This is a genomic window from Acinetobacter sp. XH1741 (assembly GCF_041021895.1).
GTDB lineage: Bacteria > Pseudomonadota > Gammaproteobacteria > Pseudomonadales > Moraxellaceae > Acinetobacter.
This window is the reverse complement of sequence record NZ_CP157428.1, coordinates 551,126-569,063: the sequence shown is the minus strand read 5'-3', so window position 1 is coordinate 569,063 and position 17,938 is coordinate 551,126. Positions and strand designations below refer to the sequence as shown.

The window sequence follows — 17,938 nt, the reverse complement described above, 5'->3', positions numbered from 1 at the left end:
ACTGCTTGGGTGTTGTATAGTCAAGCCTCACGAGCAATTAGTATTGGTCAGCTTCACATATCGCTATGCTTCCACATCCAACCTATCAACGTCCTAGTCTCGAACGGCTCTTTAGAGGACATAAAGTCCTAGGGAAATCTTATCTTGAGGTAGGCTTCCCGCTTAGATGCTTTCAGCGGTTATCCCTTCCGAACATAGCTACCCGGCGATGCGACTGGCGTCACAACCGGTACACCAGAGGTTCGTCCACTCTGGTCCTCTCGTACTAGGAGCAGATCCTCTCAAATTTCCAGCGCCCACGGTAGATAGGGACCGAACTGTCTCACGACGTTCTAAACCCAGCTCGCGTACCTCTTTAAATGGCGAACAGCCATACCCTTGGGACCTGCTTCAGCCCCAGGATGAGATGAGCCGACATCGAGGTGCCAAACACCGCCGTCGATATGAACTCTTGGGCGGTATCAGCCTGTTATCCCCAGAGTACCTTTTATCCGTTGAGCGATGGCCCTTCCATACAGAACCACCGGATCACTAAGACCTACTTTCGTACCTGCTCGACTTGTGGGTCTCGCAGTTAAGCGCGCTTTTGCCTTTATACTCTACGCGTGATTTCCGACCACGCTGAGCGCACCTTCGTACTCCTCCGTTACTCTTTAGGAGGAGACCGCCCCAGTCAAACTACCCACCAGACACGGTCCTCGTCCCGGATAACGGGACAGAGTTAGAACCTCAACATTACCAGGGTGGTATTTCAAGGACGGCTCCATTGGAACTAGCGTTCCAACTTCAAAGCCTCCCACCTATCCTACACAAGTAAGGTCAAAGTTCAGTGTCAAGCTGCAGTAAAGGTTCACGGGGTCTTTCCGTCTAGCCGCGGGTACACTGCATCTTCACAGCGATTTCGATTTCACTGAGCCTCTGCTGGAGACAGCGCCGCCATCATTATGCCATTCGTGCAGGTCGGAACTTACCCGACAAGGAATTTCGCTACCTTAGGACCGTTATAGTTACGGCCGCCGTTTACTGGGGCTTCGATCAAGAGCTTCGCTTACGCTAACCCCATCAATTAACCTTCCAGCACCGGGCAGGCATCACACCCTATACGTCCACTTTCGTGTTTGCAGAGTGCTATGTTTTTAATAAACAGTTGCAGCGGCCTGGTTTCTGCGGCTGTCATCAGCTCAGGAAGCAAGTTCCATCACCAACAACAGCGTACCTTCTCCCGAAGTTACGGTACCATTTTGCCTAGTTCCTTCAGCAGAGTTCTCTCAAGCGCCTTGGTCTACTCGACCTGACCACCTGTGTCGGTTTCGGGTACGATTCCTGTGTAACTGAAGCTTAGAGACTTTTCCTGGAAGCATGGTATCAGCCACTTCACTGTACAAGTACAGCTTGCTATCGGATCTCAGTATAGAGTACCCCGGATTTGCCTAAGATACATACCTACATCCTTCCACCTGGACAACCAACGCCAGGCTGACTTAACCTTCTCCGTCCTCTCATCGCATTACACAGAAGTATTGGAATATTAACCAATTTCCCATCGACTACGCCTTTCGGCCTCGCCTTAGGGGTCGACTCACCCAGCCCCGATTAACGTTGGACTGGAACCCTTGGTCTTTCGGCGAACGGGTTTTTCACCCGTTTTGTCGTTACTCACGTCAGCATTCGCACTTCTGATACCTCCAGCATACTTCTCAATACACCTTCATCGGCTTACAGAACGCTCCCCTACCACTTGACTAATGTCAAATCCGCAGCTTCGGCACATAGTTTTAGCCCCGTTACATCTTCCGCGCAGGCCGACTCGACTAGTGAGCTATTACGCTTTCTTTAAAGGGTGGCTGCTTCTAAGCCAACCTCCTAGCTGTCTATGCCTTCCCACATCGTTTCCCACTTAACTATGATTTTGGGGCCTTAGCTGGCGGTCTGGATTGTTTTCCTCTTGACTACGGACGTTAGCACCCGCAGTCTGTCTCCCGGATAGTACTCATAGGTATTCGGAGTTTGCATCGGTTTGGTAAGTCGGGATGACCCCCTAGCCGAAACAGTGCTCTACCCCCTATGGTATTCGTCCGAGGCGCTACCTAAATAGCTTTCGGGGAGAACCAGCTATCACCAGGCTTGATTAGCCTTTCACCCCTATCCACAAGTCATCCCCTGGCTTTTCAACGACAGTGGGTTCGGTCCTCCAGTTAGTGTTACCCAACCTTCAACCTGCTCATGGATAGATCGCCTGGTTTCGGGTCTATACCCAGCAACTAAACGCCCTATTAAGACTCGATTTCTCTACGGCTCCCCTATACGGTTAACCTCGCTACTGAATATAAGTCGCTGACCCATTATACAAAAGGTACGCAGTCACCGAACAAGTCGGCTCCCACTGCTTGTATGCATGCGGTTTCAGGATCTATTTCACTCCCCTCACAGGGGTTCTTTTCGCCTTTCCCTCACGGTACTGGTTCACTATCGGTCAGTCAGGAGTATTTAGCCTTGGAGGATGGTCCCCCCATATTCAGACAAGGTTTCACGTGCCTCGCCCTACTCGTCATCATTATGTGTGCCCTTTCGTGTACGGGAATATCACCCTCTACGTTCGCACTTCCCAGAGCGTTCCACTAAAACACACATAACTTAATGGGCTGATCCCCGTTCGCTCGCCGCTACTGAGGGAATCTCAATTGATTTCTTTTCCTAAGGGTACTGAGATGTTTCACTTCCCCTCGTTCGCTTTGCAACACTATGTATTCATGTTGCAATACCTACCTTAAAGTAGGTGGGTTCCCCCATTCAGAAATCTCCGGATCAAAGGATATTTGCCGCCTCCCCGGAGCTTTTCGCAGGCTATCACGTCTTTCATCGCCTCTGACTGCCAAGGCATCCACCACATGCACTTAATTACTTGACTATACAACCCCAAACAGTCGTCAACACCTACAAGTGAGTGTTGTCCGTGCGATTCTTCATCGCTACTATCTGTTGTCTGTGTACTTAAACACTGTACAGCTTCAATCTAAATTCATATACCAAAACGCTTGATTCAGTTAATTTGCTAGTTCTCAATTAACTCCAAGATCAGAATTACTTCATCTCTCTTTGTTATTGAGTGAACAATTTATTTCAGACTCAATTTTGCCAATCTGTTAATGAATAAACATGCCTTCGTCAGGTCATGCTTAATACCGTGATACTTAAATCACAGAAGTTAATAAACCAAGATCTCAATCTCTATTTACTAATTTCTGTAATCCGAACTTCTCTTAAGTTCTGGTGGAGACTAGGAGAGTCGAACTCCTGACCTCCTGCGTGCAAAGCAGGCGCTCTACCAACTAAGCTAAGTCCCCAGCTTACATCATCAGTCATGTATCTTTTTATCTATAACTTCAACCAGTCAAAGTCATGGTGGGTCTGACAAGACTTGAACTTGTGACCCCACGCTTATCAAGCGTGTGCTCTAACCAACTGAGCTACAGACCCTCAGATACATCTATGAAGAACAACTTGTTGTGGATTCTTACCAATCGTCAATCTTTCGTTAAGGAGGTGATCCAGCCGCAGGTTCCCCTACGGCTACCTTGTTACGACTTCACCCCAGTCATCGGCCACACCGTGGTAACCGCCCTCTTTGCAGTTAGGCTAGCTACTTCTGGTGCAACAAACTCCCATGGTGTGACGGGCGGTGTGTACAAGGCCCGGGAACGTATTCACCGCGGCATTCTGATCCGCGATTACTAGCGATTCCGACTTCATGGAGTCGAGTTGCAGACTCCAATCCGGACTACGATCGGCTTTTTGAGATTAGCATCACATCGCTGTGTAGCAACCCTTTGTACCGACCATTGTAGCACGTGTGTAGCCCTGGCCGTAAGGGCCATGATGACTTGACGTCGTCCCCGCCTTCCTCCAGTTTGTCACTGGCAGTATCCTTAAAGTTCCCGACATTACTCGCTGGCAAATAAGGAAAAGGGTTGCGCTCGTTGCGGGACTTAACCCAACATCTCACGACACGAGCTGACGACAGCCATGCAGCACCTGTATGTAAGTTCCCGAAGGCACCAATCCATCTCTGGAAAGTTCTTACTATGTCAAGGCCAGGTAAGGTTCTTCGCGTTGCATCGAATTAAACCACATGCTCCACCGCTTGTGCGGGCCCCCGTCAATTCATTTGAGTTTTAGTCTTGCGACCGTACTCCCCAGGCGGTCTACTTATCGCGTTAGCTGCGCCACTAAAGCCTCAAAGGCCCCAACGGCTAGTAGACATCGTTTACGGCATGGACTACCAGGGTATCTAATCCTGTTTGCTCCCCATGCTTTCGCACCTCAGCGTCAGTGTTAGGCCAGATGGCTGCCTTCGCCATCGGTATTCCTCCAGATCTCTACGCATTTCACCGCTACACCTGGAATTCTACCATCCTCTCCCACACTCTAGCTAACCAGTATCGAATGCAATTCCCAAGTTAAGCTCGGGGATTTCACATTTGACTTAATTAGCCGCCTACGCGCGCTTTACGCCCAGTAAATCCGATTAACGCTTGCACCCTCTGTATTACCGCGGCTGCTGGCACAGAGTTAGCCGGTGCTTATTCTGCGAGTAACGTCCACTATCTCTAGGTATTAACTAAAGTAGCCTCCTCCTCGCTTAAAGTGCTTTACAACCATAAGGCCTTCTTCACACACGCGGCATGGCTGGATCAGGGTTCCCCCATTGTCCAATATTCCCCACTGCTGCCTCCCGTAGGAGTCTGGGCCGTGTCTCAGTCCCAGTGTGGCGGATCATCCTCTCAGACCCGCTACAGATCGTCGCCTTGGTAGGCCTTTACCCCACCAACTAGCTAATCCGACTTAGGCTCATCTATTAGCGCAAGGTCCGAAGATCCCCTGCTTTCTCCCGTAGGACGTATGCGGTATTAGCATCCCTTTCGAGATGTTGTCCCCCACTAATAGGCAGATTCCTAAGCATTACTCACCCGTCCGCCGCTAGGTTAGGTAGCAAGCTACCTTTCCCCGCTCGACTTGCATGTGTTAAGCCTGCCGCCAGCGTTCAATCTGAGCCATGATCAAACTCTTCAGTTAAAATCATTTTGTACCTTATTTAAAGACAAGGTACCAATTCTGGCTCATCAATTACTGACTTAAATTCGCTCAAATAAACTTCGAGTAATTTAAACCAATCAATCAATGAAAATTATTTCGATTAATCAATCAGTAAAAATCCACACAAGTTGTTCTTCAATTCTCTTAATGATTTTTCTGCTCTTCGTCAGAGACAGATTCGACACAATACTAATCTTTTATCTTAACCCTGTGAGCTAAGATATTTTCGTGTATCGCGTCGGGATGAGTGCATTATAGGGAAAAAAAACCGGCACGCAAGCACTTTTATAAATATCTGTGTTCGACCGGTTCTTTTTCACTCAAATAAAATTTTAAAAACAATTAACTTGCTGATTTATATTGTTAATTTATTTTTTCAATGTTTTGATCTTTATGTCTACTATCTTTATAGGCTGTTTTGGTACGTTTTGATTCATGCCATAGTTCGATGTAGGAACCTGAACAATACGATCAACTACATCCATTCCTTTTACCACTTTACCGAAAACGGCGTATCCTGGATTTCCTGGCGAACGGTTAAGAAATTTATTATCTGCAACATTTATAAAGAACTGACTCGTAGCTGAATCTGGATCTGATGTACGCGCCATGGCTAAAGTACCACGCGTATTTGAAATACCGTTTCCTGCTTCGTTCTTAATAGGTGCTTTTGTTGTCTTCTCCTGCATATTTACAGTCATTCCACCACCTTGTGCCATGAAACCTGGAATTACACGGTGAAAAATCGTTTCTTTATAAAAACCAGACTTTATATAGCCTTTAAAGTTATTCACACTGATCGGGGCTTTATCGTCATATAACTCTATTTCGATGTTGCCTAAATTTGTTTGCATTTCAACTAAGCTATTAGCCCACACTGAGTGACTACTTAAACCTAGACAAAACAACATCAATAGCTTTTTCATATTTCCCTACAATAACTTTATAAATAGATAGTCGTTAAATCTAATCGTCTAAGGCAAAGATTTCTAGTGAGTATTTATTAAGAGTTTCAAATCTCTTTTATATTTAATCCATGTTCCACGTGAAACCTGGATTAATAAGTATGTTTAACTATTTTTATCCCAAAATTTTCTAAAGTTTTTGCTGATTTCAATAGTGTGACGTTTTGCTTTTCTAGAAATCGGAGTCAGGTTAATAAAACCGTGAGTCTGTTCAGGAAATTCCTCGTAATGCATTTTCACACCATTTTGTCTTAACTTATGACTATATATTTTCGCTTCATCATGTAAGACATCGTGTCCAGCGGTAATCACAAAAGCTGGAGGATTTTTCTTTAGATTGCCGTAGGTAGGTGAAATAATTGGATCATCGAGTTCTACACTATGTTGAGTTGCGTAGTATTGGGTAACGTAGTCAATATCAGTATTTGTTAAAACTAAGCCTTCGTTATAAGCATAAAAAGAAGGATGTCTACTTTTGAAATCTACTGTTGGATAGATAAGTAATTGTGCTTGTGGCGCATAGGCTTTATTTACTGATCTTTGTGCCACAACAGTACTAATATTTCCACCCGCACTATCCCCTGCAACAGCAATTCTATTTTTTAATATTTTTAATTGTCTACGATTTTGATAAACCCATGCTAATGCATCTTCACATGATTGAATTAAATGTTGTGGTGAAACTTCTGGCGCTAATGGATAATCAATACTAAGCACTTGGACTTTTGCGTATTTAGCTAATAGACGACAAGCTTCATCATGAGTATCTAAACCACCAACAACAAACCCGCCTCCATGATAGAACACGATTAATGGTAACTTTTTATTAGGCGCAGGATGGTAAAGTCTAGCAAAGATTGTTCCACTTTGTAGAGGTAAGCGAATATCCTCTACTGATTCAATGTCAGTTGGTTTTTGTCGTATAGCCTGCATTTGTGCATCAAAGGTTCTTCTTGATTCAATTGGATTTGAACCAATAAACCCTACTTTGCCCTGTTTAATTTGCACAGCCAGCATACATTTAGTAAATGAATCGAGATCTGGATATTGATAAGAATATCCCAAAACTTTAGCAAGAGACTCTTGGGCTATTCGAGGCAACCTATCGAGTGCCCGAGCAGCGGGGCCCTGCCCCTTATCTAGCAATGTTTGAATTTTTTGATTAAATGCTGTCATGCCTGTCTCCTTGAATCCCTCTTATCCTTCATATTTTCTACAGAATTCTTTGTTGTTTGACTATATTCGCATACAACTCATGCAATCAAGATACAAAGGTAAAAACCAATCTACGCTAATCTGATTTATAGCAAATGTCATTAACAAATCTGTCGATTAAAACAGGACTTTTTTGCCAATTATTGTTAACAGACAAAAAGAGGTACTGCTATGTCAGCAAAACTAGTTGTCACTATGTTAGCAACCAGTCTTTTAACTGTAGGCTGTGTTGCTTTTCCAGATGACCCTTATTATCGTGGTGACGGATATGGTTATCATGGTGATCAACGTTATGACCGTAATGATGGACGTCGTTATAACGATTGGGAACGGAAACGCTGGGAAGAACGCCAACGAGAACGCGTATACGAACAACAACGTAGAGATGTTCGTGAACAAGAAAAAAATCGACGTGAATGGGAAAAAAGACATCGTGAGTGGGATAAAAAACGGGTAGAAGATCGTGATCACGATCGCCGAGATTATCGTCATGATGACTAAGTTCCTTAAGATATAAAAAAGCCCCAAAAGATTTTTCTTTTTGGGGCTTTTTTGAGGAATATAAATTCTCTCTAATTTATAGAAAACGAGTAGCAGCTCATTTCATATATGTATTGGCATCTTGAACATATATCTTCTATAAACTCATATCTCTTATTTTTAGCAGCAAATTACTGAGCAGTTGCAGAACCTGAAACTGAACCAGAAGCACCAGCATCGACTTGACCTGGTTGTGCTTGACCAGAAACACCTGCATCAATACCAGCGCCTGCATGTACACCAGATGGGCTAGCACTTGTTTGAGCAGAACCTGATGCGTTTAAACCAGCTTCAGATGCACAGCCAACTGCTGTAAATGCAACACCAGCAAGTACTACAGAGATAAGACCTAATTTTTTCATGATTGCTTTCCTTTCATTACGACAAACGTTTAAATGCAAAGTTCATCTTCGCGATGCCTATAATTCACAATTTTTTTTTCTGACGTGCGTATCATTGGTTGTGTTTTGTAGTAATAGAAGTACAAATTGTGCAATTTTTTATTAAATTCAAATTCTTAATCTGACCTTTATATATGATAATTTAAACTATAGATAACCATTTGTTTATTTTTATCAATTTCTTATTTTTATAGTATTTGGCTATCGCATTCATAATTTTTCCATTTATAGAAACGCTATATAAGTTGCGTAGATTGTTACAGAGCTTTTTTACCTAAAAAATTGATTTCGACATAAAAGAACCGCGAAATGATCGCGGTTCTTTTGAAAGTGGCTATGAGGTCAATATTAAATTATGGCCACTGCATTTCGCCTTTAACGACCTTAGCCCCCAACTCCAAACTATCAACACTCTTAAGAGCTGGATATTGCTTTTGCATAAGCTTGCTAAGTTCAGTCGAATTTTTACTTGCTTTAGCAGCCTTTTCATAACTATTAAGATAGTTGATTGAGAAGTTAACAGCATCTAGACCTTGTGGAGCACCTTCAACCATATGAGCAGGCACAACAATTTTAGGTTGAAGAGCTTTGATGCTTTCTAAAGACTGGATAACTTCCACACGGTCTTTAGTTTTAGGTGTATCGGCCATCCATAAATGAATGCCTGAAGATACTGGAATTCCACCCACTACAGCTTTTGCTGAAGGCACCCATAAATAAGTAAGTTCTTTTTTACCTTTAATCTCGATTGATTCATTCTCAAGTTTTAAAGTTTTAGCCGTATAAGCTTGAGGCACAATAATTTGGCTAGGCGCGTTTGCCCCCATTTGTGGTCCCCAATATTTAACTTTGAGCGCTTGAGTATCTTGGATATGCTTTACTGTTTCCGGAGTGGCAATGATTTGTACATTCGGGAAGTACTGTTTAAACACATCTAAACCGAAGTAATAGTCGGGATCGCCATAGCTTACAAAAATTGTTTTCAATGTTTTACCGCTATCTAGAATATTTGCAGCAATACGTAATGCTTCAGATTTTGAAAATTGCGCATTCACCAGCAAAACCTCTTTGTCGCCTTCTATTAAGGTTGAAGTGACGCCAAAATGTTCTGGTTTAGCTAGGAAACTTTGTATTTTAAGATCTTGAGCAAAAGCTGACTGAGCCATAGTTAATGCGGTGGCAGTAGCAAGCGCGGAAGCGGTTAAATTGAATAATTTCATTAGATATTCTCCTGTTTCATGAAGAACACTTTAAATTGCAATTTATGTAAAATAAACGCACTAATTTAAGATAAACTGTTGCATATATTGTAATAATAGCTAGCCATATGGATACTTTAAAAGCAATTCAGGTCTTTGTTTCTATTGCACAACATGGCAATTTAACTAAGGCCGCAGAGCATCTCAATTATTCTCGTGCAATGGTTTCGCGCTATCTTGAACACCTTGAGCACACATTCTCAACTCGACTATTTCAGAGAAATACCCGGAAAATATCTCTTACCCCTGCAGGTGAGAAAGCCCTGCTCTACTGCGAAAATATTTTACAACAGCAACAACTATTACAAGAGCTTGCAGCCCCAGAACAACATAATGGAACAATACGCTTTACTTGCGGCTTATTTTTGTTTGAGCTTGGGGTCGGTGAATGTATTCGACAATTTAAACGTCAGCATCCTCATATTCATTTTGATGTTTACTTGACTGAAAACACCATAGATCTTATTGATGCACAAGTAGACTTGGCACTTCGTATTACCCAGAAAGTAGCAGATGGTTTAATCGCTCGGCCAGTTTGTCAAATCGAGTCTGTTTTCTGTGCTCATCCTGACTATTTAAAACAGCACAGTCCCCTGCTCCATCCTCGTCAACTTATTCAGCATGAATGTATTGCTCACCATAGCCAGCATCAGTTCTGGACACTTTTTGATAATGAACAACAACCTCAGAACTATCCTTTAAATGTTACTTTTAAAAGTAATGATGTGAATGCGCTTTACGATATGTGCTTACATGCTCAGGGAGTCGCAATGTTACCGTCATTATTAGTTGAGAAAGATTTAAAAGAAAAACGCCTAACCGCTTTATTTAAAAATTTTGCGGCTCCTGAGTTAAGTTTGTCGGTTGTGTATGCTTCTAGACAGCATTTACCGAAAATTACGCAAGAATTTATAGCTTTTATGATCGAAAATTTAGATTTTTACTTAAAACCGCAAAATTAAAAGCTTTAAATTGCCGCGTACGCTTGAATTTTTAGGCAATGCCCATACTTCATCCCTATTAATGAATTACAGCATATGCATGGCAGTTCAGGTTTTACGCAGTAAATACTGATGCCAAAAAGGACTGTACATGTTTAAAAACCCATTTAAACGGAGATCATCAATGGCTAATGAGCAAAATGAGCAAGCTCAAGACATCCAAAATGAGCAAGCTGAGCAATCTAATGAGCAAACTCAGGCTGAAGGTGTAGAGCAAGCAAACGACGTTACCGTTGAATCTTTACAAGCGCAGATCACTAAACTAGAAGAAAATCTTAAACTTGAAAAAGCCCGTACTGCAAATGCAGTTTACGAAGCACAAAAAAGTGTAGAGCGTATTCAACGTGAGTCTGAAAAGCATAAAGAGACTGTGCTTGAGAAATTTGCAAAAGAATTGTTGGATTCTGTCGACAATTTAGAACGTGCAATTCAGGCAGCTGGTGGTGAAGAGACGCCTGTACTTGAAGGTATTAAGTTAACCTTGAAGTCATTATTAACAACTCTTGAGAAATTTGGCGTTGTAGAAGCTGACACTCAAAATGGTTTCAACGCAGATTTACACCAAGCCGTTGGTATTGACCCAAATGCCAAAGCAAATGAAATCGGTACCGTTTTACAAAAAGGCTATACCTTAAATGGTCGTTTGTTGCGCCCTGCTATGGTGATGGTTGGTCAATAAAACGAGCAAAAGCGAAGCATCGCTTTGCTAAAAGCACAAGAATTTGAGAGTTTTTTGATTTTTTTTTCACAAAAATGCTTGAAAAAAACCGATTGACTCTCATATCGAATAACAAGCAAAAACATTGCAACAGAATTTTAGAGGAACACACCAAATGGCGAAAATTATTGGTATTGACTTAGGTACTACCAACTCATGTGTTGCTGTACTTGAAGGCGATAAAGTAAAAGTAATCGAAAACGCTGAAGGCGCACGTACAACTCCATCGATCATTGCTTATAAAGATGGCGAGATCTTGGTTGGTCAAAGTGCTAAACGCCAAGCAGTAACAAACCCTAAGAACACATTATTCGCAATCAAGCGTTTAATTGGTCGTCGTTATGAAGATCAAGCAGTACAAAAAGACATTGGTCTTGTACCGTATAAAATCATCAAAGCAGACAATGGCGATGCTTGGGTTGAAGTAAACGATAAAAAATTAGCACCTCAACAGATCTCTGCTGAAATCTTGAAAAAGATGAAAAAAACTGCAGAAGATTATTTAGGTGAAACAGTAACTGAAGCGGTAATTACCGTTCCTGCTTACTTTAACGATGCTCAACGTCAAGCAACTAAAGATGCAGGTAAAATTGCTGGTTTAGATGTTAAACGTATCATTAACGAACCAACTGCTGCAGCTCTTGCGTTCGGTATGGACAAAAAAGAAGGCGACCGTAAAGTTGCAGTTTACGACTTAGGTGGTGGTACTTTTGACGTATCTATCATTGAAATCGCAGACCTTGATGGCGACCAACAAATTGAAGTGTTATCAACTAACGGTGATACTTTCCTTGGTGGTGAAGACTTTGACAACGCGTTAATTGAATACTTAGTTGAAGAATTCAAGAAAGAACAAAGTGTGAACTTGAAAAATGATCCACTTGCGTTACAACGTTTGAAAGAAGCTGCTGAAAAAGCAAAAATCGAGCTTTCTTCATCAAATGCAACTGAAATCAACCTTCCATACATCACTGCTGATGCGACTGGTCCTAAACACTTAGTGATCAACGTAACGCGTGCAAAACTTGAAGGTCTAGTTGCAGACTTAGTTGCTCGTACAATTGAACCATGTCGTATTGCACTTAAAGATGCTGGTCTTTCGACTTCTGACATCTCTGACGTAATTTTGGTTGGTGGTCAGTCTCGTATGCCACTTGTACAACAAAAAGTACAAGAATTCTTCGGTAAAGAGCCACGTAAAGACGTGAACCCTGACGAAGCAGTCGCAATCGGTGCAGCAATTCAAGGTGCTGTATTGTCTGGTGACAAGAATGACGTATTACTTCTTGACGTAACACCATTAACTTTAGGTATTGAAACAATGGGTGGTGTATTAACACCAATCATTGAGAAAAACACTACGATTCCTGCGAAGAAATCACAAGTGTTCTCTACTGCTGCTGATAACCAACCAGCGGTAGATATTTCGGTTTACCAAGGTGAACGTAAGATGGCTCAACAAAACAAATTGTTGGGTAACTTCCAATTAGGTGACATCCCACCTGCTCCACGTGGTGTGCCGCAAATTGAAGTATCTTTCGATATTAACGCTGATGGTATCTTGAAAGTGTCTGCAAAAGACAAGAGCACTGGTAAAGAGCAATCGATTCAGATTAAAGCAAACTCAGGTTTGTCTGATGCTGAAATCGAAGCGATGATTAGAGATGCAGAAGCGAATGCTGAAGAAGACCGTAAGTTTGAAGAACTTGCTAAAGCTCGTAACGAAGCTGATGCATTAATTTCAAGCTCGAACAAAGCTGTTAAAGATCTTGGTGACAAAGTGACTGAAGATGAAAAAACAGCGGTAAGCACAGCGGTTTCTGAACTTGAAGCAGCAACTAAAGAAAATGATGTTGAAGCAATCAAAGCGAAAACTGAAGCTTTACAAAATATTTTGATGCCAATCACTCAACGTGCTTATGAACAAGCACAACAAGCTGGTGGCGCTGAAGGTTTTGATCCGAATGCATTCCAAGGCGGTGATGCTGGTCAACAAAAAGCTGATGATGGCGTTGTAGATGCTGAATTTACAGAAGTAAAAGATGACAAAAAATAATTTGTCTCTTTAAAAAAGGCCGCGCGAAAGCGCGGTTTTTTATTATTTACAAAAAATAACAATTATCATTTTTATATTTATTTGATTATTTTATAGTCAAAATAGTCAATTATAAAAATTAACTATTTATTATTTATAAAGATTTTTAAAAATTAAAATCACTGTTATTAAATCCATTAATTTTTCCATTAATGCCAAACAAATAGTTTTATTCCTTCCCTTTCTTTAGCAAGATCACAAAACAACCATAATCTCTGGTCATTTTTAACACTTTGACGAATCCAAATTACTTGCTAACAATAAGAATTTATTTATATTTTTATTTTTACCATGAAAAAATTTCTATGGTGGGGAATGAGCTTTTACTTAAGTATGAGCTTATACACAGTTGCTTTGGCTCAAAGCCATGTATCAAATATTTCTTTTAATCAGCCTCTAAAATATAAGATTAATTATATAGATCCACGCTTTCATATTAGCAAGGAACAATTTGTTCAAATTGGACAAGAAGCTGCTGAGATTTGGCAGAAAGAGACAGGAAAGACCTATTTTATTTATGACTCAGAAGCAGAGCTTACGATTAATTTAGTATTTGATAATTATCAAACTGTTCAAAATGAAAGAAAAATTAATATAAATAAGTTATTACAGCAGCAGGAAGAATGGCAGGAGAAAAATAATGCTCTCCTTCTCTATAAACAACAAATTGAACAAGAATCTGCTCTTTTAAATAAAGAAAAAATCACGCTTAATCTTAAATTTAAACAATATCAAAAAGATGTAACTCTTTTTAACCAAGGAAGCTATGGGCAGTTTACTCAAGCTGAGTTAAGCAAACGCCAAGCTGAATTAACTCAACTATCGTCAGAATTAAAAGCGAAATTTTCTCAACATAGCAATAAAATAGAAAATCTTAATACGCAAATTAAGCAGATAAATCAACAACAAAGCATGCTTAATCAATCTATTAAAGAATTTAATTTAAGTCTAACTCCTGCTCCAGAAACTTTTCATAAAGGCTTGTTTAGTCAAAATCAGATTCAGATTTATGGCTTCACCTCATTCGATGATTTACGTCTCACCCTTGCTCATGAATTTGGACATGCACTTGGCCTAAAACACACTACTGATCCTAAATCTCTGATGTACCCTCTTTTAAAAGAGCAAGACATTCACAACTTTAAATTAACAAATTCAGATTTAAATTTATTGAGTTCATTTTATGGTTCTAATAGTGAAAATCATTAAAACTAACTCATTAAATAAACTACACAAAATAAAATCTATTCAATTTTTTCTAAAAAATGAATTGGCATTCACAACACAAAAACGAGACTAAAGTCTCATTTATTTATCCAAATTGTACATTTTTTGATTGATTTTTCATTTTACAATCTTATAATACGTTTCTTTCAAATCTCCCCCTGTGACGACTATGCGCTTAACTTCTTTGTTATTAGGCTTGGCTTTTGCTTTCTCTAATTTTCAGGCCAATGCTCACTTAGCGACTCCTGCAAATACTCAAGTTCAGCAAAAAAATGCTCAACATTTGACATATAAGATTGCTGAAGTTGATCCTCGTTTTGGTTTAAGTCAAGATCAACTTATTCAGATTACTCAGCAAGCTGCTGATATCTGGAAAGAAGGTACAGGTAAAAATTATTTTACTTATGATCCAAATGCAAAGTTAGAAATTCGTCTTGTATACGATGATAGCCAAAATCGTTCAGCACAACGTCAAAAAATCTCGGCTCAGTTTAAACAAGATCAACAACGTGTGATTGATGAGCAGCAACAAATTAAGCAATTGAAGCAAAATTTAAGTCAAACTCAATCTGATCTTGAAAGTAAAAAACAGATCTTAAATGATAAATTGAAGAATTTTGATCAACAAATGATGCAATTTAATCAAGGTAAATTAGCACCTGAGTACACCGCAAAATCTCTTGCGAAAACTCAAAAAGATTTGCAAAAACAAACAGTTTCTTTAAAGAAAGATATTGCTGCTTATAACCAGCAAGCTGCGGACTTAAATAAAAAAGTGAATCACTTTAACCAGATTAATGATCAGTTCAATCAATCATTAAAACAGTTCCAGCAAAATGCCCAAGCTGACGTGTTTAAGAAAGGTCTTTATAACGGTAAACAAATCACAATTTATGAGTATAGCTCTATTGATGATTTACGTTTAACGATTGCTCATGAATTAGGTCATGCACTTGGTTTAAAACATAGTGATCAACCAGGCGCGTTAATGTACTCAGTTCGTAAAGACAGCGATAAAAAAACTAATATTTTGACTGACGCTGATCGTGATCTATTAAGTGCTTTACCTCAATAATTAGCTATGAGACATCAATGATGTATCTATTTTATAAGTAGATACATCGAAATTCATGTCAAAGTCATGTTATTGTGGTTGTAAGAACTGTCTAAAATAGAATGGAGATCAAGATGAGTTATTATCATATCCTGATTGAAGTAAATGACCACATTAGTACGATTGAACAGACTCGAGATATTGAACTCTTTGATATTATTGAACTTAAACCGTACCTTCATTCTATTTTATTACCTTACTTTAATGAGCAAGAAATCGAGCTTGAAGATGAAAATGTTGAGTATAAAGATATTTTACATCTTGAAGTTAAACAGACTTTACTGCCTATCGAACATTTAATTGAAGAAGAACAAAAGCAGTTACCAAGTGATACTGATGTCACTATCACTGCTTATGAAATCTTTAATGACCGTGATTTAAGCCAAGATGTGACTTCGGTTATTCTTGATATATTAGAAGCCGTAAAGCTCGACCAATTATAATCTAGCGCCAAATAATAAAAAGGTCTGCATATGCAGACCTTTTTTATTTAATACCTTATTGCATCATTTTACGGGCTTGTTCTTGACGAAATGCTCGCAAAATCTGTTGCCCTGCTCGTCCAGTTGGATTTAAACCTAAACGGGTCTGTTCCTGACGGATAGCAATACGTGTTTTATCACCAATAAGTCCATCAACTGCACCGATATCATAGCCGCGATTAATCAAAAACTGCTGAATTTCACGACGCTCTGCGCGAGAAGTACCAGCGTCATCTGTTGGCCAAGAGGCAACAAATGGTCCACCACCTTTTAAACGATCTGATAAATGTGCAATTGCAAGTCCATAACTTTCTGCTGCGTTATAGCTATAAATAGCATCAAAATTTTTAAATACTAAAAATAGTGGACCATTTGGACCTGCTGGTGCCATTAAGCCAGCTGGTGTACTGCCAGATAAAGCACCTTGAATTAATGGCGATCCATCAACTCGAGTTACCCCACGTGCATTCCAGCTACTCAAAGGTTTTTTAGAGCGACGCCCTTCACCATCAATAGACATACCCGCTGGAACTTTTACCTCAAAGCCCCATGGCATGCCCGTTTGCCAACCTGCTTTATTTAAGAAGTTAGCAGTTGAGGCCAATGCATCTGCTGTACTCGATACTAAATCGCGACGGCCATCTCCATCAAAATCAACAGCTAAGCGTTCATAAGTCGATGGCATAAACTGGGTATGTCCAAAGGCTCCAGCCCATGAGCCTTTAAGTTGATCTTCAGTTAAATCACCACGTTGTAAAATACGCATTGTGGCAAAAAATTCGGTACGGAAATAACTTTGTCGGCGCCCTTCACAACTTAAAGTTCCAAGTGCTTGCAATAAAGGATATTTTCCAGAGATATCTCCGAAATTACTTTCTACGCCCCATACCGCTACAATTGTTTCAGGCGGTACGCCATAAACTTGAGATGCACGATTTAAAACATCTCGATACTGGGCCAATTTTTGTTTCCCCAGCTCAACACGCTCTTCATCTACTAAACCAGACAAATAATCCCAGATCGGTGTTGAAAATTCTGGCTGATAATTTAACTTATCAATAACTGAGTAATCTGGCGTTAAATTTTGCGTATAGCGATCATAAGTGCTACCAGAAACACCAGCAGCAATTGCCTGTGAACGTAAATTTGCCAAACAACCTTGGAAATTATTATTAGGTGCATAAGTACTGCTATTTGTTACAGGAACAGTCGCATTACTAGATATTGTAGAAGTAGAACCATTAATTACCAGCTCTGCTTGAGCCTGGGTCATTGCTAAAAATACAGACCCAACAATACAAGAAAAACGTCGCATATTATCCTAGTTCAATTTTTGAATTTAAATTTGTTTGTACCATACCATTATGAAGCCAAAATTTTCAGAGAGAAATCGTAAATTTGAATTCATAATTACTTCTTTAAATTCATTTCCAGAGTTTTAAATTCAAATTTTGCACTAAGTTTTGAATTCAAAACCTCCCACTCAAGATTTATTAATTTTTAAATTCAAAACATCATTTTAAATTTAAAACCCAAGCCTAACCCACCTGTGGATAACTTATAAAACCACACATCCAATCTATCTCACACTCTATATTCTTTATGCTTTTCATAATATTTATGCAGTACAAGACCTTTTCTGCTCATGAATACACATTTTAAATTTAAAACTTAGGTGTGGTTTTGAATTCAAAACATTGCTTATCCACTACATATTTTTTAAATTCAAAATAAACTCAAGCCTGCACCCCAGATTTAAATTCAAACTTTAAGTATTGGGGATAACTTATTTTAAATTCAAAACCACTCAAAACAACTTATTTCACT

The 17,938-nt window shown here is 39.9% G+C and carries 11 protein-coding genes, 2 tRNA genes, 2 rRNA genes and 1 pseudogene; 7 read left to right on the top strand and 9 right to left on the bottom strand.

From position 1 onward, the window contains the following. Positions 1-16: 16 nt before the first annotated feature. From ABLB96_RS02795 to ABLB96_RS02770, 6 genes are all read right to left on the bottom strand, one after another. A 23S ribosomal RNA gene (locus tag ABLB96_RS02795) occupies positions 17-2,908 on the bottom strand. A gap of 360 nt (positions 2,909-3,268) precedes the next feature. Beyond that, positions 3,269-3,344 (bottom strand) — tRNA-Ala (locus ABLB96_RS02790). Between the two features lie 56 nt (positions 3,345-3,400). Further along, positions 3,401-3,477: transfer RNA gene (locus tag ABLB96_RS02785), tRNA-Ile, on the bottom strand. Between the two features lie 59 nt (positions 3,478-3,536). Then, positions 3,537-5,073: ribosomal RNA gene (locus ABLB96_RS02780) — 16S ribosomal RNA — on the bottom strand. The 16S and 23S rRNA genes sit together here with 2 tRNA genes alongside, the layout of an rRNA operon. A 389-nt stretch (positions 5,074-5,462) precedes the next feature. Further along, positions 5,463-6,020, bottom strand: a complete 558-nt coding sequence (locus tag ABLB96_RS02775; RefSeq protein ID WP_348898521.1) for a peptidylprolyl isomerase — start codon at positions 6,018-6,020, stop codon at positions 5,463-5,465. Positions 6,021-6,164: 144 nt separating this feature from the next. Beyond that, positions 6,165-7,235, bottom strand: coding sequence for an alpha/beta hydrolase (locus ABLB96_RS02770; RefSeq protein ID WP_348898520.1), 1,071 nt, complete (start codon positions 7,233-7,235; stop codon positions 6,165-6,167). 210 nt (positions 7,236-7,445) lie between these two features. Here ABLB96_RS02770 and ABLB96_RS02765 point away from each other — a divergent pair, with 210 nt between their 5' ends. Next, positions 7,446-7,775 (top strand): hypothetical protein, encoded by a 330-nt coding sequence (locus ABLB96_RS02765; protein ID WP_348898519.1) that lies wholly within the window; start codon positions 7,446-7,448, stop codon positions 7,773-7,775. Positions 7,776-7,945: 170 nt separating this feature from the next. Here the strand turns inward: ABLB96_RS02765 and ABLB96_RS02760 are convergent, their stop codons facing one another. Together ABLB96_RS02760 and ABLB96_RS02755 are read right to left on the bottom strand one after the other, a co-directional pair. Next, positions 7,946-8,176: a hypothetical protein gene (locus ABLB96_RS02760; RefSeq protein ID WP_348898518.1), complete on the bottom strand. Its 231-nt coding sequence runs from the start codon at positions 8,174-8,176 to the stop codon at positions 7,946-7,948. 392 nt (positions 8,177-8,568) lie between these two features. Next, positions 8,569-9,435 carry an MBL fold metallo-hydrolase gene (locus ABLB96_RS02755; protein WP_348898517.1) on the bottom strand — a complete coding sequence of 289 codons (867 nt, stop codon included), beginning with the start codon at positions 9,433-9,435 and terminating at the stop codon, positions 8,569-8,571. A gap of 107 nt (positions 9,436-9,542) precedes the next feature. On the opposite strand from ABLB96_RS02755, the gene ABLB96_RS02750 reads away from it, so the two are divergent. The 6 genes and pseudogenes from ABLB96_RS02750 (at position 9,543) to ABLB96_RS02725 (ending at position 16,072) form a co-directional block, all read left to right on the top strand. Continuing rightward, complete coding sequence (locus tag ABLB96_RS02750; protein ID WP_348898516.1) at positions 9,543-10,436, top strand: LysR family transcriptional regulator; 894 nt, start codon at positions 9,543-9,545, stop codon at positions 10,434-10,436. 163 nt (positions 10,437-10,599) lie between these two features. Next, positions 10,600-11,154, top strand: coding sequence for a nucleotide exchange factor GrpE (gene grpE, locus ABLB96_RS02745; protein ID WP_039250138.1), 555 nt, complete (start codon positions 10,600-10,602; stop codon positions 11,152-11,154). A 154-nt stretch (positions 11,155-11,308) separates the two neighbouring features. Further along, positions 11,309-13,249, top strand: coding sequence for a molecular chaperone DnaK (dnaK, locus tag ABLB96_RS02740; RefSeq protein WP_049065422.1), 1,941 nt, complete (start codon positions 11,309-11,311; stop codon positions 13,247-13,249). Positions 13,250-13,579: 330 nt separating this feature from the next. Further along, the gene (locus ABLB96_RS02735; RefSeq protein WP_348898088.1) at positions 13,580-14,497 is read left to right on the top strand and encodes a matrixin family metalloprotease; all 918 of its coding nucleotides are present in this window, start codon (positions 13,580-13,582) and stop codon (positions 14,495-14,497) included. A gap of 66 nt (positions 14,498-14,563) precedes the next feature. After that, positions 14,564-15,590, top strand: a pseudogene (locus ABLB96_RS02730) (M57 family metalloprotease). A gap of 101 nt (positions 15,591-15,691) precedes the next feature. Then, positions 15,692-16,072: a hypothetical protein gene (locus ABLB96_RS02725; RefSeq protein WP_348898089.1), complete on the top strand. Its 381-nt coding sequence runs from the start codon at positions 15,692-15,694 to the stop codon at positions 16,070-16,072. Positions 16,073-16,127: 55 nt separating this feature from the next. Here the strand turns inward: ABLB96_RS02725 and ABLB96_RS02720 are convergent, their stop codons facing one another. After that, positions 16,128-17,426 (bottom strand): lytic murein transglycosylase, encoded by a 1,299-nt coding sequence (locus ABLB96_RS02720; protein WP_348898090.1) that lies wholly within the window; start codon positions 17,424-17,426, stop codon positions 16,128-16,130. Between the last annotated feature and the right edge of the window lie 512 nt (positions 17,427-17,938).